17 protein-coding genes and 1 tRNA gene are annotated in these 16340 nt (G+C 65.4%); 5 read left to right on the top strand and 13 right to left on the bottom strand.

All coding sequences use genetic code 11. From position 1 onward, the window contains the following. Nucleotides 1-9: 9 nt before the first annotated feature. Entirely contained in the window at nt 10-1389 is a 1380-nt protein-coding gene (gene serS, locus J1N60_RS00170; RefSeq protein ID WP_312909706.1) for a serine--tRNA ligase, read from the bottom strand. Between the two features lie 309 nt (nt 1390-1698). Continuing rightward, nucleotides 1699-2070, bottom strand: coding sequence for a hypothetical protein (locus J1N60_RS00165; protein WP_312909705.1), 372 nt, complete (start codon nt 2068-2070; stop codon nt 1699-1701). Nucleotides 2071-2302: 232 nt separating this feature from the next. Between J1N60_RS00165 and J1N60_RS00160 the strand changes: the two genes are divergently transcribed. Next, nucleotides 2303-3511: a potassium channel family protein gene (locus tag J1N60_RS00160; RefSeq protein ID WP_312909704.1), complete on the top strand. Its 1209-nt coding sequence runs from the start codon at nt 2303-2305 to the stop codon at nt 3509-3511. 401 nt (nt 3512-3912) lie between these two features. Here J1N60_RS00160 and J1N60_RS00155 read toward each other — a convergent pair whose 3' ends face one another. The 5 genes from J1N60_RS00155 to J1N60_RS00135 all read right to left on the bottom strand — a co-directional run bounded on the left by J1N60_RS00155 (nt 3913) and on the right by J1N60_RS00135 (nt 8919). After that, complete coding sequence (locus tag J1N60_RS00155; protein ID WP_312909703.1) at nt 3913-4446, bottom strand: GNAT family N-acetyltransferase; 534 nt, start codon at nt 4444-4446, stop codon at nt 3913-3915. Nucleotides 4447-4580: 134 nt separating this feature from the next. Then, the gene (gene argS / locus J1N60_RS00150; protein ID WP_312909702.1) at nt 4581-6353 is read right to left on the bottom strand and encodes an arginine--tRNA ligase; all 1773 of its coding nucleotides are present in this window, start codon (nt 6351-6353) and stop codon (nt 4581-4583) included. Between the two features lie 84 nt (nt 6354-6437). Beyond that, on the bottom strand, nt 6438-7325 hold the full coding sequence (locus tag J1N60_RS00145) for a class 1 fructose-bisphosphatase (RefSeq protein WP_312909701.1): 888 nt from the start codon (nt 7323-7325) through the stop codon (nt 6438-6440). Between the two features lie 2 nt (nt 7326-7327). Further along, complete coding sequence (locus tag J1N60_RS00140) at nt 7328-8116, bottom strand: class I fructose-bisphosphate aldolase (protein WP_312909700.1); 789 nt, start codon at nt 8114-8116, stop codon at nt 7328-7330. 233 nt (nt 8117-8349) lie between these two features. After that, on the bottom strand, nt 8350-8919 hold the full coding sequence (locus tag J1N60_RS00135; protein ID WP_425499312.1) for a hypothetical protein: 570 nt from the start codon (nt 8917-8919) through the stop codon (nt 8350-8352). 188 nt (nt 8920-9107) lie between these two features. Here J1N60_RS00135 and J1N60_RS00130 point away from each other — a divergent pair, with 188 nt between their 5' ends. After that, a complete protein-coding gene (locus tag J1N60_RS00130) occupies nt 9108-9962 on the top strand; it encodes a 3-hydroxyacyl-CoA dehydrogenase family protein (protein ID WP_312909699.1) in 855 nt (284 codons plus the stop codon). Between the two features lie 64 nt (nt 9963-10026). After that, on the top strand, nt 10027-10479 hold the full coding sequence (locus J1N60_RS00125) for a hypothetical protein (RefSeq protein ID WP_312909697.1): 453 nt from the start codon (nt 10027-10029) through the stop codon (nt 10477-10479). Between the two features lie 252 nt (nt 10480-10731). Here the strand turns inward: J1N60_RS00125 and J1N60_RS00120 are convergent, their stop codons facing one another. Continuing rightward, complete coding sequence (locus tag J1N60_RS00120; protein ID WP_312909695.1) at nt 10732-11778, bottom strand: phytoene/squalene synthase family protein; 1047 nt, start codon at nt 11776-11778, stop codon at nt 10732-10734. Between the two features lie 193 nt (nt 11779-11971). Here J1N60_RS00120 and J1N60_RS00115 point away from each other — a divergent pair, with 193 nt between their 5' ends. Further along, nucleotides 11972-13114 (top strand): acyl-CoA dehydrogenase, encoded by a 1143-nt coding sequence (locus J1N60_RS00115; RefSeq protein WP_312909693.1) that lies wholly within the window; start codon nt 11972-11974, stop codon nt 13112-13114. 31 nt (nt 13115-13145) lie between these two features. On the opposite strand, the gene J1N60_RS00110 is transcribed toward J1N60_RS00115, so the two are convergent. From J1N60_RS00110 to J1N60_RS00090, 5 genes are all read right to left on the bottom strand, one after another. Further along, nucleotides 13146-13454, bottom strand: coding sequence for a PadR family transcriptional regulator (locus J1N60_RS00110; protein ID WP_312909691.1), 309 nt, complete (start codon nt 13452-13454; stop codon nt 13146-13148). Nucleotides 13455-13544: 90 nt separating this feature from the next. After that, nucleotides 13545-13648: transfer RNA gene (locus tag J1N60_RS00105), tRNA-Gln, on the bottom strand. 72 nt (nt 13649-13720) lie between these two features. Further along, on the bottom strand, nt 13721-14425 hold the full coding sequence (locus tag J1N60_RS00100) for an HNH endonuclease (protein ID WP_425499311.1): 705 nt from the start codon (nt 14423-14425) through the stop codon (nt 13721-13723). 110 nt (nt 14426-14535) lie between these two features. Beyond that, entirely contained in the window at nt 14536-14964 is a 429-nt protein-coding gene (locus tag J1N60_RS00095; protein ID WP_253430113.1) for a metal-dependent transcriptional regulator, read from the bottom strand. Between the two features lie 103 nt (nt 14965-15067). Beyond that, complete coding sequence (locus J1N60_RS00090; RefSeq protein ID WP_312909688.1) at nt 15068-15562, bottom strand: ferritin-like domain-containing protein; 495 nt, start codon at nt 15560-15562, stop codon at nt 15068-15070. 128 nt (nt 15563-15690) lie between these two features. On the opposite strand from J1N60_RS00090, the gene J1N60_RS00085 reads away from it, so the two are divergent. Then, nucleotides 15691-16314: a DUF456 domain-containing protein gene (locus J1N60_RS00085; protein WP_312909687.1), complete on the top strand. Its 624-nt coding sequence runs from the start codon at nt 15691-15693 to the stop codon at nt 16312-16314. Nucleotides 16315-16340: the final 26 nt, after the last annotated feature.

Genomic DNA, 16340 nt, shown 5'->3' with positions numbered 1-16340 from the left:
ATCCTGATTTTACTCCCGTTCGCCCGCGCCCAGCGCGCTCTCGCCGACTTTCTCGTGGCCCTCGATGACTTCCTGGCCGCCCATGTACGGCCGGAGCGCCTCGGGGACGGTGACGGTACCGTCTTCGTTCTGATAATACTCGAGGATCGCCACCATCACGCGCGGCAGCGCCAGCCCAGAGGCGTTGAGCGTGTGGAGATATTCGGCCGACTCGTGGCGCTCGGGCCGGTATCGAAGGCCGGCCCGGCGGGCCTGGAAATCCTCGAAGTTCGACGCGCTCGAGACCTCGAGCCACCGGCCACCCTCCTCGGGACCGTCGTCCATGTCGTCGCCGGGCGCCCAGACCTCGATGTCGTAGGTCTTCGCGCTCGCGAACGTCAGGTCGCCGGTACAGAGTTCGAGGATGCGGTAGGGGAGCCCCAGTCGCTCGAGCACCGCCGCGGCCTCGCCCACGAGGTCCTCGAGGCGGTCGTCACTCTTTTCGGGTTCGACGAAGTTGACCAGCTCGACCTTGTTGAACTGGTGGACGCGAACGATGCCCCGCGTTTCGGTCCCGTGTTCGCCGGCTTCCCGTCGGAAGTTCGGCGTGACCGCCTGATGTTTCAACGGGAGGTCGTCCCTCAGGAGGATCTCGTCGGCGTACATGTTGGTGACGGGGACCTCCGCGGTGGGACAGAGCCAGAGATCCTCGTCGTCGTAGGGGTCCTCGTTGCTGCCGCCGAGTCGGTAGGCGTCGTCGACGAACTTGGGGAACTGGCCCGTCCCGCGCATCGATTCGCTCGAGACCGGGACCGGGGGCAGGAGGTCGACGTACCCCTGCTCGCGGTGAATCTCGAGCATGAACTGGATCAGCGCGTGCTCGAGGCGGGCGCCGTCGCCCTTGAGGAAGTAAAAGCCGGCGCCGGTGGTCTTGGCGGCCCGGGCTTCGTCGATGACGTCTAGATCCTCGCCGAGGTCGTAGTGGGGCGTCACGTCTGCGGGCAGGTCGCGCAGGTCGTCGAAGCCCCACCGACGGCGCTCGACGTTCTCGTCCTCGTCCGCGCCGACGGGGACGCTCTCGTCGGGAATCTGCGGTAACTCGAGCATACGCTCCTCGAGGTCGGCCTCGAGGTCGGTCGCCCGATTCTCGACTTCCTCGATCTCGGCCTTGAGCGACTGCGAGCGCTCGATGGCGTCCTCGGCCGCTTCGTCCTCGCCGGCCTGTTTCAGTTCGCCGATCTTCGAACTCACCTCGTTTCGCTGGTGGCGAAGGTCATCGCCGCGGGCTTTCAGGTCGCGCCACTCCTCGTCGGCCTCCAGGATTGCCTCGAGGTCGACGTCGGTCCCCCGGTTCTCGAGGGCCGTGCGGACCGCCTCGGGGTCCTCGCGCAGGATCGTCCGGTCGAGCATTGGGCGTCGATTCCCGCCCCCCGGCAAAAACCGTGTCGGATGTGTGTGACGGTGAGACAGTCGCCTTTCTGTCTCGTGTACGTGCGAGCCGGTTCGAGTATTCGGCCGTTTCGCGGTTTAGACGTCTCCAGCGTCTGTCGCCTCGGGCCTCCAGTTGCCTCGAGGCCGAGGAGCCCACGGAAGACAGACTGTCTCGTGCTCGGTGCTCTCCGACCGACAGCCCTCGGGTAACGTTCGTCGTTCGAAAAGAACTGATGATCGCGACGTTACTCGAGGGCCGTTCCCCGCGAGTCTTGGGTTAGCTATCTGTCACCGGACCAGGCCGGCGAGCCAGAGGAGGACTCCGGCCCCGACCATTACCATGCCGACCGTCGAGGTGATGGGCTCCGGGAAGAGAACGAGGACGACCCCGGCGGCGACGAGCAGCGTGCCGAGACCGTACTTCGCCCGCGCCCGGCTCAGCCAGCTGCCCGACTCGTCGTCGACCGTCTCCGAGTCCGCACTCCGGCGACCGAACCAGCTCCCTCGCTCGTCCTGCCCTGGCCGCATGGAGTTCCACCGCCGCCAGCCGGATTTGCCGCTCGAGTCTTCCGGTGGCTCCGTCGCCGACCGCCGCCGTACTCGATCGAGCCAGGTTCGCGATTCGTCTTCGGCACGGACTGACGTTTGTCTTCCTCGCATGTGCTGTACTCGCACATCGTGGCCGAATAGCGATTCGCCTACGATTGCCAGTCATTGAAAATCACTCTGATAGACAGGACGCGAACGAACACCGAGTGGCGGTCGATCGAATCCCTCGCCGAGCGGGATCGCCCACTCAGCCGCTCGAGTCATCGATCGCGTCTCAGTCATGGCCGACCGCCGCGACTGCGGGCGGGAAACGCTTTTTTCCACGCGGTGGCTGAGTTCGGGTATGGACCCGCTCGCGGACGAGGCGCCGTCGACGCCCATCGAGTACGAGCCGATCAGCGTCAAGGACGTGTTGATCGAGATGAAAGACACGGCCGAACTGCTGATCGACCTCGCGTACTCCGCCGTGCTCCACCGGAACGAGGACCTCGCGCGCGAGGTACTTCGCCTCGAGTCGCGCATGGACCGCCTCGAGATGCGCGGGCGGATGAGCCTCATGATGGCGGCCCGAAACCCGGACGACGCCGAACAGCTCGCGCCGGTGCTGGGCATCGTGGCCGCGGCCGACCAGATCAGCGACGCCGCCGGCGACATCGCGAAGGTCGTGCTGGAGGACATCGGGCTTCCGGAGGCGATGCGCGCGGCCCTGCCCGAGGCCGTCGAGACGCTCGTCCGCGAGGTCGTCGCCGACGACTCGGCCTACGCCGGGCGAACCCTCGAGGACATCAACATGGAGTCCGAGACGGGCGTCCGGGTCATCGCGCTTCGGCGCGGCGACAAGTGGATCCTCAACCCCGGCCCACAGACGACGGTCGAAGCCGCGGACGTGGCGTTCATGCGCGGACCCGACGCCGGAATCGAGGAGGTCTGTGAGGCCATGACCGGCACGCCCCACGAACCCCCAGTCGTCGAATCTCCGGACTTGCCCGACCTCGAACGGGCCGTCGACGCCATCGTCCACATGAAGAACCTCTCGGAACTGGCCGTCGACCTGGCCTACAGCAGCGTCCTCTTCGACAGCGACGGCCTGGCCGAGGAGGTCCAGAACCTCGAGGTCGAGGTCGACGCCCTCGAGTCGCGGTTCGAGGCGTGGGCGCTGCGGGCGGCCGCCGACGCGTCGGACCCGGTTCGACTGCGCGGCCTGATCCACCTGAGCAAGGCGACGGAGGTCATCAGCGACGCCGCCGTCGACATTACCGAGGGCGTCTTTCGCGAAATCGACGTCCACCCGGTCGTGCAGATGGCCGTCGAGGAGAGCGACGAGATCATCGCCCGCCTTGAGGTCGAGCCGGGGAGCCAGCTGGACGGCCAGTCGATCGTCGACGGGATGCCCGACACCGAGTCGACCATGTCGATCATCGCCATCCGTCGGCCCGAGGACGGCTGGTTGCTGGTCGGGGACGCCGACGCGAGCCTCCAGGCGGGCGACGTGCTGATCGCGAAGGGGACCAGGACATCGGCGGCGGCGTTCGAGGACCTGGCTCAAGCCTGATTCGTTTTCCCGACCTTACACGGAATCGAGGAGAAGCCCCCGACTTCAGTCCTGGGATGAATCCGACCAGTTATGATAAAAACGCAATTTTTAGGATGACTGGGGTCAGATATCAACATAACTCGCTCGGGAAAACTGGAGTTGGATTGGGGTCTCCACCATCAAAAAGCAACCCTGCCCAAGTGAGGCTCGGGCGCGACTCCGAGTCGGGCCGATGGCACGGACCGTGGGGTGTTAGCAGGGTAGTCCACGCGGACTGGCGTCACCACGCGCCCACCGCCCTGACGCATAACCTGCAAACCGAGACCGTCCATCGAGGGCGGGAAGTTGCCCCTGTCGGCGTCGAGACCGACTCGACCCCGAGCACGGGGAATCCCACGACTTCGGTCGTGCGGAGAATGTCAACTGCCGTCCATCCACTCCTCAGCCAGCAACCCGTACCGAAGGAGGTCCACGTACTCGCCCTCGACGAACGCCTCCCGGCGAAACTCGCCTTCCTTCTGGAACCCCGCCTTCTCGAGCACGCGCGCCGAGGCCCCGTTCGTCGCGTAGACGCTCGCGTACACCTTGTTGAGCCGTCGTTCGGTGAACGCATAGCCGCAGAGGGCCTCGACCGCGTCGGTGGCGTAGCCGTTGCCCCACTCAGCCGGCGCGACCATGTACGCAATCTCGGCACAGCCCCAGACGTCGTTCGGGGGCTCGAGGGTGACGATGCCGACGGCCTCGCCGTCGACGCAGATCAGGAGTTTGACGGCGTCGTCCTCGCCGATCGATTCGATCCACTCGCGCTCCTGGTGACCGGCGATGGGGCGGTAGGAAAACAGGCTCGTCCGGACGGAGGGGTCGTTGATCAGTTCCTGTAAGAACGCGGCATCCTCCTGTTCGACGGTTCGTAACTCGACGCGGTCTCCCTCGAGGAATACTGGGCCGGGCATACGCATCACTCACGGACTAGGTACTTCAACGTCGCCGTCGTGTGACACGCGCTCGCACAAATCCGTGCCGCCGAGATTACGCCGCTCGAACGGCCGAGATTACGCCGCCTCGAGTCGGCGAGCACGTGCCCAACTCACATCGACTCCGGTGCCTCGACCCCGAGCACAGCCAGCGCGTTGGCCATCGTGTGCCTCGAGGCGGCGACCAGCGCCAGGCGCGCCTCGCGCACGTCGGGTTCGACGTCGTCGGCGAGCACCGGACACTCGCGGTAGAAGGCGTTGAACGCCTCCGCGAACTCGCGGGTGAAAGTCGCCACCTGGTGGGGCTCGAGGTCGTCGGCGGCTTCCTCGATGACGGCTGGAAAACGGGCGATAGTCTCGAGGAGGTCGCGTTCGGCCTCCGTGGTGAGCAGGTCGGCGTCCACGTCAGTTTCGATATCGCCGCCGACGCCGACACCGGCCTCGTCCAGGATCCCACAACAGCGCGCGTGAACGTACTGCACGTAGGGGGCTGACTGCGCCTCGAAATCGAGTGCCTGGTCCCACTCGAAGGTGATCCCCTTCGTGGGTTGCTTCGAGACGATGTCGTAACGGACGGCGCCGATGCCGACCTGGTGGGCGATGCGCTCGACGTCCGCCTCGTCGAGGTCGTCGTCTCGGATGCGGTCGTCCATGCGGCTCTCGACTTCGTCGCGGGCGCGGTCGATCGCCTCGTCCAGCAGGTCGTCGAGCATGATCCCCGTCCCGCGACGGGTCGACATTCCCTCGCCGCCGGGGAGGTTGACCCACGAGAAGTGGATCGAATCCAGGGCGTCGGTATCGTTGCCGAGCAGATCCAGGGTTGCCTCGAGCTGAGTGGCCTGGAGCTTGTGATCCTCGCCGAGGACGGTCACCGCGCGGTCGTAGTGCTCGAACTTCCACTCGTGGTGGGCCAGGTCGCGCGTGGTGTACAGCGAGGTGCCATCCGAGCGCAGGAAGACGAGGTTCTTCTCGATCCCCCTCTCCTCGAGGTCGAGCTGCCAGGCTCCCTCCTCGAGGACGGCGTACTCGGTGTCACGGAGGCGGTCGGCGACCTCCTGCGTGCTTCCGTCGAGCATGAACCGGGTCTCCTTGACGAATTCGTCGAATTCGGCAGGGAGGCGGGACAGACACTCGCGCATGCCGCCCAGAACTTGATCGACGACAGTTTGGACGCGCTCGAAAGTCGCCTCGTTGCCTTCCTCGAGACCCTGCAGGATGGCCTGAATTTCGGCTTCGGCTTCCTCGACGGCCGCATCGTCGGCATCCTCGAGGTAGGCGTTGCCCTTCTGGTAGTAGCGCACGAGGTCGTACTCGATACGGTCACGCTCGGGTTCGGACTCCAGGTCGCTCTCGTCGAAGGTCTCGTAGGCCCAGGTGAAGACCGCCATCTGTCGGCCGGCGTCGTTGACGTAGTAGTGGCGTTCGACGTCGTAGCCGGCGGCGTCGAGGACGTTCGCCACGGCGTCGCCGACGATCGGGTTGCGGGCGCGGCCGACGTGAACCGGGCCGGTGGGGTTGGCACTGGTGTGTTCGACGACGACCGAGGTGTCGCGGTCGGGGAGGTGGCCGTAGGTCTCGTCGGTCCCCGCCGCGAGGGTGTCGGCGAAGTAGGCGTCGCTCGGCAGGAAATTGAGGTACGGCCCCTGGGTGTCGATCCGGCCGACGTACTCGAGGTCGTCGACGTCGATTTCCTCGGCTAGCTGGGCCGCGACCTGGGGCGGGGCGGCCCCCATTTCGCCGGCCAGCCGGAAGGCGACACTCGAGGCCAGGACGGCCGGGACGTCTTCTGGCGGCTCTTCGATGCCGAGGTCGTCGGTCGGGAGGTCGAGCGTAGAGAGCGCCCCCTCGAGGGCGGTCTCGACCTCCGCACGGAGTGAACGGAACATACCACCCCGTTTTCGGGGCGCGAGTAAAGGGGTGTCGGGTTTCTCCGAGTGCCGACGGAGCCTGAGCCACTCGCCGCTAACGTGTTACGCGTCGGCGAGGACGTCCTCGATCAGATCGACGTACGCCTCGTTCCCGACGTACAGCGGCGTCCGCTGGTGGAGCTTGGTCGGTTCGACGGCGAGCAGGGAGCCGTGGCCGTCGCTCGAACGACCGCCGGCCCGCTCGAGGATGTACCCGATGGGGTTGCCCTCGAACTGGACGCGCAGTTTTCCCTCGGGGCTCGACTCGAGGGTCGGGTACGCGAAGAGCCCGCCGTAGGTCAGCACCTGGTTGACGTCGCCGATCATCGCCCCGCCGTACCGGAGTTTGAGTTCGCTCTCGAGGCGGCTCACGTAGGCTTCGATCGCGGGCGGCCAGTCGGGGACGCGCCCGCCGACGCCGTAGACGACCGGGTCGTCGGGGAGGGTCACGTCGGCCTGGACGACCGTCGCCTCGCCCCCGCCCAGTTCGTACTCAGAGACGCCGTCCTCGGTGGCGACGACCATCGTGGTGATCGGTCCGTAGAGGACGTAACACGCGCCCACGAGAGCCTCGCCTGGGGCCGGGAGCGGCTCGTCGTAGATCCCGACGATGGTCCCCATCGTGTTGTTCGACTTCAGGTTCGAGGAGCCGTCGAGCGGGTCGAGGGCGACGGCGACGCCGTCGTCCACGTCGACATCCTCACCACAGTCGAGAACCTCCTCGCGCTCCTCGCTCGCGTACTGGGCGACCCCCTCGAGTCGCGAGAGGCGATTGTAGAGGAGGTCGTCGGCCCAGACGTCCGCCTCGAGCTGGGTCTCGCCGCTGGGGTTCTCCTCGGCGGCGCTGCTCCGGCGGCCGATGAGGCCCTGGCGGATCTCGGTCGCCGACCGGGCGACCGTCCGCACGATCGAATTCACCGGCTCGACCGCGTCGTCGAGCGCCGTCGCCATCGTCACGCCTCGAGCGCGGCGTCGGCGGTCTCCCCCTCGTAGATGACCTTCTCGAGGGCGTCGAGCAGCCGTTCGGGGTTCTCGCGCTGCCAGACGTTTCGGCCCACGGCGAGGCCGTTGCCGCCGGCGGCGATCACGGCCTCGACCGTCGAGAGGAAGTCGAGGTCGTCGGTCTTCGAGCCCCCACTCATGACGACCTTCATGTCGCCGGCACACTGGACTGCGTGTTCCATGGCGTCGGCGCTACCGGGATATTTGACCTTCGCGATGTCGGCGCCCAGCTCGAGAGCCAGTCGGGTCGCATAGGAGATCGTCCCCGGTTTCGTGTCGTTTTTCAGCCCCTGGCCGCGCGGGTACGACCACATGACGACCGGGAGGTCGTACTCGCGGGCGGCCTCGTGGATCTCGCGGAACTCCTCGGCCATCTCGACTTCGTTGTTCGACCCGCCGTAGAGGGTGAACCCGACCGCGTCGGCCCCGATTTCGGCAGCGTACTCCACCGAACAGTTGAGCGAGGAGTCCGGCTCGCCCATCCAGAGGTTCGACGTCCCGTTGAGTTTGACCAGGAGGTTGACGTCGTCCTCGTAGCTCGGGTAGTAGCCCTCGGCGATTCCCTTCTGGACGGCGATGCACGTCACCGCGTCGTGGGTCGCCGTCTCGAACACGGTCGCGGGGTCGAGCTTCTCGGGCACCTCCTCGAAGTCGACCGGACCGTGCTCGAGGCCGTGGTCCATCGCGAGAATGCAGGCGTTTCCGTCGCGAACGATCGGTGAGTCGTCGATGGGTCGCATCTGCCTGCAACTCCACCATCGACCCATATATCGTTGGCGGTCCTCTCAACTGAAAAATACTTTCTCGAGTAGTAAATTCGAGCTTCCTCGAGCCACACTCGCTGGTCGTCGTCTCGGTCCGAACGTCACGCTCGAGTATTTATCCAATGGGTGATACGTATTCGGGACGTGCTCGCTGGCCTCGAGGTCCAAGGCTCGAATGCCTCGCTCAATTTCAACTTTGGGTGACTCGCTCAATCGACTAACTCGCGAGCGTTGTGACGCCACGTCCGGACGTGGAGGACGCTCAACTCGAGAATCTTCGCGACTTCGGTCGCGTGAATCGTCGCCAGCCGTTCCGCGGAGTTGATCCCCGCCTCGGCCAGCCTCGTGGCGTTTTCGGGACTGACACCGGTCACCGCTGTCACCGGCGTCGGTCGGGGCCAGGGACGGTCGGACGGGTCCTCGGCCCCGGTTTCGGCTTCGGCTTCGGTCCCGCTCGAGGAGACGGGCTCGAACGCCTGCCACCCCTCGTCGGCGCTCGCGGCGACCCAGGCGCGTTCGGCCTCTCCCAGGCCGCGAACCTCGCTAGAGCGCCGGTCGAGATCGCCGTCGGTCTCGAACGACCACGGCAGGGAGAACTGTCGACGGAGCGCGTCGGCGACGGCTTCGTCGAGGCCGGCGTCGAGCAGCATCCGATAGGAGCAACGCTGTCTCGAGACGACTGCTGGTTCGATACCCGCGTCCTCGAGGGCTTCTCGGTGGCCCGGCTCGAGGACTCGTGCAGCGCCGTCTCTCGTTTCGGCCACGTTTTCCTTGCTCACGCGATTCACCGGAACTATCCGTACCTCACACGCCCGTAACTTGAACCTTCCCCTCGAGAAAATCGCCAGCAGTGGTGACGTCTGACGCCGCCTTCGTCGGTCGAAATTGCGGGCACTAACGACGGTCGAGCGGCCACTCGTCCCGACGTATCGCTACACTTACCAGCGAATCGCAAGTATTGCCCGCCATGGTACGCCAGGACATCGAGCGAATCGGCGTCGTCGGTGCGGGGACGATGGGGAGCGGCATCGCCCAGGTCGCCGCCACGACCGGCTACGACGTGGTCATGCGCGACATCGAATCCGAGTACGTCGAGAGCGGATTCGACGCGATTGCCGACAGCCTCGAGCGCCTCGACGGGAAGGACGCCCTGCCCGACGACCCCGAAACAATCCGGGCGCGAATCGCCGGGACGACCAACCTCGCGGACCTCGCCGACTGCGACCTGGTCGTCGAGGCCGCCGTCGAGAACATGGAGGTCAAGCGGGACATCTTCCAGGATCTCGAGGACACCTGCGACGAGGACGTCGTGCTCGCGACCAACACGAGCACGCTCTCGATCACCTCGATTGCGGCGCCGCTCGAGCACCCCGAGCGCGTCGTCGGCCTGCACTTCATGAACCCCGTGCCGATCATGGAAGGCGTCGAAATCGTCGTCGGGGAGAAGACGACCGCCGCCGTCACCGACCTGGCGCACGAAATCGCCGAGGACCTCGGAAAGACGACCTGGGAATCGGACGACAAGCCTGGCTTCGTCACGAACCGTATCCTGATGCCCTGGCTCAACGAGGGGATCAGGGCCTACGACGAGGGCGTCGCGAGCAAGGAAGACATCGACGCGGGGATGGAACTCGGGACGAACGTCCCGATGGGACCATTAAAACTGGCCGATCACATCGGCCTCGACGTCTGCCTGCACGCCTCCGAGACCATGTACGAGGAACTCGGGGATCGATACAAACCGGCCTACCTCCTCAAGCGCAAGGTCGAAGCAGGCGACCTCGGCAAAAAGACCGGACGGGGCTTCTACGAGTACGACTAGCACTCGCACACCTATTAGCGAGTCAACAGGTATATCAGTAGCGCCGTTGAAGTGTTGGATAGCGATGCCCTCCACTCCAACGTACTCCCGCCGAACAGTCCTCGGTCTCGGACTCGGCGGTCTCGGTACGACCCTGACCGCCGCCGTCGCCTGGGGCCAGCGGTCCGACCCCGGCACCTTTCGGATCGCCTCCCTCCACGTCGCGAACGACTCGAGCGAGCGCGCCCCGGTCGAGATCGCCGTCGGCACCGATCTCGAGACCGCCCGTGAGACCACCCGCTGGCTCGACCCCGCCGGCCACGAGAGCGGCCGCGACCGCCAAGCCGTTCGGGGCCCGTGGCACGAGACCGCCCGTCCCTACGGCCTTCGCGCCCAGCTGGGCGAGGAGTCGCTCCGCCTCTCGAGCGAGGCGATCGCCGACCAGCTCGAGGACGGCTGGGGCGTCACGGAGGCCCACGTGACGATCACCGTGACTCCCGACCGTCGGCTCGAGGCCGACGTCTTCGCGCTCGCGTAACGGCTGCGCTGCATTTTCACCTGCGTTTCCCCGGCGTTCGAGGCACCTCGACTCATCGCCGACGAGTTCCAGTCGCTCGAGGTGCTCGCGCCGGCCCAATGCTATACAATCGATAGCAATATACTATAGTTTCTGCATCAATTCGCAATCCGTCGAGCAGATCCCCTTTCTCGACTTTCTTCGAATCCGTTACCGGTAAACGCGAATCCGCTACAGGCAGACACGACCCCACTGCCGATAGACGCGAATCCGCTACTGGTGCAGCGGCTTCTCGGACATCTCGCGTCGCAACTCCTCGAGTGCCGACCTCGAGAGGTCCTGTTCGAACCGTTGCATCACGGCGAAGACCTCCGCGCGCGTAATCTTGACGTTCCCCTCACGAATGACGTCCTCGGGCCGTTCGCGGAGTTCCCGCAGGGTGCCCACGGCCAGGAGGTACGGAATCGCCCACGCCGACAGCGTGTTCCCGTGGCGTTCGGGCACCACCTCGAGGTAGCGCTGGGCGCCGTCGAGGTATCCCTCCGCCCGCCCGGTCACCCGACGAATGACGTTCGTGACGCCGCTGTGGTGGGCCTCGTCGGTGACGCGTTCGACGGCGACGTCCTCTTCTGCGAGCCACTCGGCCGGCAGGTAGACGTTGTTCTCCTCGTGGTAGTCGGTTTCGACGTCCTTCGCGATGTTGACCAGCTGCAAGAGCAGGGCGAACGACCGGGCGTTGTCGCGCAGCACCTCGGCGCGCTCGGGCGAGGTGCCGCGGGCGACGAGCCCCGTGATGAGCGTCCCGACGGTCCCGGCGGCGTACCAGCAGTACTCCTCGAGTTCCTCGAGCGTCTGGAGGCGGAGACCGCCCTCGTCGGCGTACCGGCTGGTGAACATCGCCATCCCGTCGACGAGTTCCCTGACGGGTTCACGCATGATCTCGCGAGGTTCGTCCTCGAATGATTCGAACGTTCGGACGATTCGCGGGGCGTGCGCGACGACGTCCCAGTCGTTCGACCGGTCCTCCGGGATCCAGGGTTCGGCGGCCTCGCGGAAGTCTTCGGCCGTCGTGTCGGCGTCCGGATCGAGTACCCGATCGAACGTCTCGAGCAGGGCGGTCTGTTCGGCCGGTGGGATGTGGCCGGCGTCCTCGATCGTATCCGCGATTCGACACAGGAGGTACCCCAGGCAGATGTGACGTGCCATCGGCTCCTCGAGTCGGTCGATGGTAATCGAGAAGGTGCGCGAAACGCCGTGGACGGCGTCGTAGCACCACTCGATGTCGGATTCGGCGGCTGGAGGGGAGTGGCCCGTAGTCATCTAGGCCCATTATTGGTCGTCGTTCCGGAAAAACACCCCGGTCGCGGACGATTCTGAGGATAGGCGAACCGAACCGGCCCGTTCAGTCTCGTCGAGCGCGACGCAATGGGTCTCGATCGACGGTCGAATACACGCGAGTCAACGGGACGAGCGTACAACAACAATAAAGCGGCGGCCGCTCGATGGATCGATCATGGACTTCAGCCTCTCGCCGGAGCAGGCACAGATTCGGGACATGGTCGCGGAGTTCGTCGACGAGGAGATCGCTCCCGTCGCGAGCGAGATCGACCGCGAGGACGAGTTCCCGCGGGATCTCGTCGACCAGATGGCCGACCTGGGCCTGATGGGCATGCCGTTCCCCGAGGAGTACGGCGGCGCCGGCCTCGACTACCACTCCTACGCGATCGGCATCGAGGAGATTTCCCGGGGCTCGGGCGGACTGGGAACCGTCGTCGCCGCGCACATCTCGCTGGCGGGGAACATGCTCTACGAGTTCGGCGACGAGTCTCAGAAGGAGACGTACCTGACGCCGCTCGCCGAGGGAAAAGACGTCGGCGCGTTCGCCCTCTCCGAAGCCGGAGCCGGCAGCGACGTCCCCTCGATGACGACGACGGCCGAACGTGACGGCGACGAGTACGTCATCAACGGCGGCAAACTCTGGATTTCGAACGGATCCGTCGCCGACACCGTCACCGTCTTCGCGAAGACCGACCCCGACGCCGGCAACCGCGGCATCTCCTCGTTCGTCGTGCGTCCCGAGGAGGACGACGGCTTCTACGTCGAGGGCACGGAGGAGAAACTCGGCGACAAGGGCTGTCCCACTGCCGAACTCCGGTTCGACGACCTCCGGATCCCCGCCGACCGCCGACTCGGCGAGGAGGGCGACGGCTTCGTCCAGGCGCTCAAGACGCTCAACGGCGGCCGCATCACCATTGCGGCCCGCGGCGTCGGTATCGCCCGCGCCGCCTTCGAGGAAGCCCGGTCGTACGCCGGCGAGCGCGAGCAGTTCGGCCAGCCCATCGGCGAGTTCCAGGCGATCAAGCACAAACTCGCGGACATGGACACGAAGATCCAGGCTGCGAAACTGCTGATGCACAGAGCTGCCGACAACAAGATCCGCGGCGAGGACTACATCACCGAGGCCGCTCAGGCGAAACTCTACGCCAGCGAGGTCTCCCGCGAGGTCGCCAACGAGGGCATCCAGATCCACGGCGGCTACGGCTACACCAAGGACTTCCCCGCCGAGCGCTTCTACCGCGACGCCAAACTCAACGAGATCTACGAGGGCACGAGCGAGATTCTGCGGAACACGATCGGGGATCGGTTGCTCGAGTAGGCTGACGCGCTCGAAGGCGCGAGTGGCGCCGTCACTCCAACGACGTACTCTCGCTCTCGTTTTCGCCCTCGAGACACGCCCGCACCCACGACCCGTGTTCGCGAACGCGAGCCTCGCCGGCGTCGGTCAGGCGATAGACGTCGTGGAGCCCCTCGACGTCCTTCTCGACGAACCCCGCGTCGACGAGCGCCGACAGGGAGCCGTAGAACGCCTTCGGCTCGAGGCGCTCGTCGTAGTGGGACTCGAGGGCCGACTTGAGTTCCTGGCCGCGCACCGCCTCCATCGCTGCGAGGAGAAAACAGATATCGCGTCGCCGCCCGCTCTGAAGCCATCTCGCCATACCGGATGTGGTGTGGACGAGGCTACAGTCGTTACGGTTCGTTCTCGAGCGTGATTGACTAACCAAAAATTTAAATAAAATATTTGATAGTAGTCCCGGGCGGATTCGAACCGCCGTCAATGGCTGTCTCCCGCAATAGGTGGGTTCCGATTGCGTCCAAAGGCCATTATGATTGGCCACTACACCACGGGACTGTACGCGTCTCCACGGCCAGTCGTCGGCTTGACAGTGGGTATCCGGTCGTAGTCGGTGGAAAAGTAATAGTGTTACCTTTTTCCGCCAGCTGAAACGGCGATCGACCCCTCCTCTGCCAGTCGATGACAGCGACGACAGAGCGAAACGACGTTGTCCAGCGTGTAGGCGTCTTCGGGGTCATCGAACGTTCGGACCGGGATGACGTGATGGACGTCGGGATTTCGCCCAATCGCCTCGTTGTCGCGGCCACATGCCTGACAGCGATAGTCGTCTCGTTCGAGTGCCCGTCGGCGTATTTTCCACCACGTTCGTCCGTACGGTATCGGGCCGCCTTCCCACTGGTGGTGATTCTCGCCGACGACCGTCTCCGAGAGCCAGTTTCCGTAACACGTTCGACCACAGAACACGCCGCGCTCGTTCGCCTTTACGCGAGAGGGATAGACCTCGAGTTCGCTCTCGCAGAACGCACACGTGGTCGACACCCGTTCACCGGGCGTCGACGGATTGTCCGGGAGCAGGCCGTCGGCGTCGGCGACGCACGACGGACAGTACACGCCTTCCTTGTTCGAGGGGTAGTACTCGAACGTCTCCCCGCAGCGGACGCACGAGGCTTCTTCTTTGGCGTCTTTCCAGTTGCCATTGTTCGACCCGCCGTTCGGATTGCAGTCGTTGCAGTAATTTCGCCTCGACTTCGGATCGTAGAACTCGAGGCCACACCCCTCGCACGTCCGGTTCGGCAGTGGCTCTCCGTGGACTTTCGTGTGGTGTTGTCGCATTCCCCGTTTCGTCTGCAGGGATTTCTCACAGGTCGGACAGCGCACGCCGGGTCTGGCCGCCCGATCCTATATAAACTCCCGTCCCGTCCGCGACCGACACCGACACGCCGTCACTCCGCGAGCGACCCCGCCTCGAGGTAGGCACAGCAGTCCTCTTCGGCGTCGAAACAGTCCGGGCATTCCTCTCGGCGGTCGATGATTGTGTCCAGTCGATCCGCGACCGTCTCGTCGATCACGCTCTCGAGGGCGCGGGCCTCCTCGCGGAACTCCTCGACCTCGAGGACGTTCGTGAGAAATCGCTCGATGATACAGTACGTCTGGAGGGCGTTGTGTGCGCGCTCGAGTCCCTCGTCGGTGAGCGTCGCCCCCTTGTACTTCTCGTGTTCGACGAGTTCCCGCTCCTCGAGTTTCCCGATCATCTCGTTGACGCTCGCCGGACTGACCTCGAGCAACTCCGCGAGGGTGCCGGTGGAGGCCGGGCCGTCTTCGAGACGCTGTGCCAGGTAGACCGCCTTCAGGTATTGATCTGCCGTGTTCATCGATTGCCACCTCGCGTCCGCATCGTGTGTGACGTCCGCGACGTACGCGATCCGCACGAACTGCGCGATGTGTATAACGTGCGCGTTCCGTTCGGCTCCCTGCTCATGCTCGTCGCTCCATGATATCCGTGACCGCTTCGACGCCCTCGGTCTCCTCCGCGCGGATCGCCTCGAGGGTGTCGAGGACGCGCTCGCGGTCGACGCTGAAGTCCGTCTCGGAGGCCTCGATCGCCGCGATGAGGTCGTCGTAGAACTTGTAGGCCGTCTCCTCGTTACACAGCTGGTCGTAGAGGACGCCGTCGGTGTCCTCGGGCGGCCCGTAGCGGGCGTCGACCAGCGTGTTGATCTCCTCGTAGGAGACCGTCTCGGCCTCGAGTTCGTCGACGAGCGCCTCGAGGCGCTGGCGGTGCTCGGCTGACTCCTCGGCCGCCTCGGCGAGTAACGCTCGCACCTCGTCGTCGATGGCCTCGCGTTCGGCCTCGGGCAACGACTCGAGGTGGTGGGCGGCACGCGACTCGACGACCTCTTCCAGGACGATCCCGATCTGTAGCAGTCGGGTGAGCTGGTGGTCGCTCGAGACCCGCTGTCCCAGGCTCATACCCCCGATTCGGGGCGGATCATACTTAGTCTCCCGCTTTTTCGTTTTTCCGCGTTCTACATGTGCCACTCGCCCCTCGGTCTCGTGTCAGCGAAGGAACTATCCCTCCGTCGCCCCTCGGGGACGGTATGAGCGAGCGTTCCGACGAGGTATCGGTGGACGACGGCGAGACGCGATCGTCCGGCCAGCGCGAGCCGGGCGCCGACACCGACGACCTGCTGGCCGAAACTGAACGGCTCCTGAAGGGCGGATCCGGTGCGAGTGCCGACGTTGGTGTGAGCGCCGACGCTGAAACGCAGTCGACGCAATCGAGCGAATCGACGGACTCGAGTCGGAACTGGACGTCGAACCCGTTCTCGCGGTTCCGACGCGGCGGCTCGATCCGCGCCCGCCTCTCGCCGTCGCGGTACTTCTCCCTACGAAGTCTCCTCGCCATCGTCCTCACACTCGGGTTCGGCATGATGGCTGGCGGTATCGTCCTGCCGTTTTCCGGCATCGGTCGCCTGCTCGGCCTGCTCGCGATGGCGTTCGTGATCGGCGTCGCGGCCTCGAGACGTCGCTACCTCGAGGTCAGCCTCGGCGGCGCCGGTGTCGGTGCGCTGGCCGTCCTCCTAGACTTTGCTATCTTCCTGCCGACGGACTCGGGTCAGTACCTGCTCCCCATCGGTGCGGGCGCCGGCCTCCTCGCGAGCGTGATCGGCTACTACTTCGGTCGCGACCTGCGGGCGGGGCTGGTTCGCGACGTCGAGTGATCGAATCGCTGCGCTCGAGGCGTTCG

Source organism: Natronosalvus caseinilyticus (genome assembly GCF_017357105.1).
GTDB lineage: Archaea > Halobacteriota > Halobacteria > Halobacteriales > Natrialbaceae > Natronosalvus > Natronosalvus caseinilyticus.
Note: the sequence above shows the minus strand (reverse complement) of the source record. Positions and strands in the feature narration are given on the sequence as shown.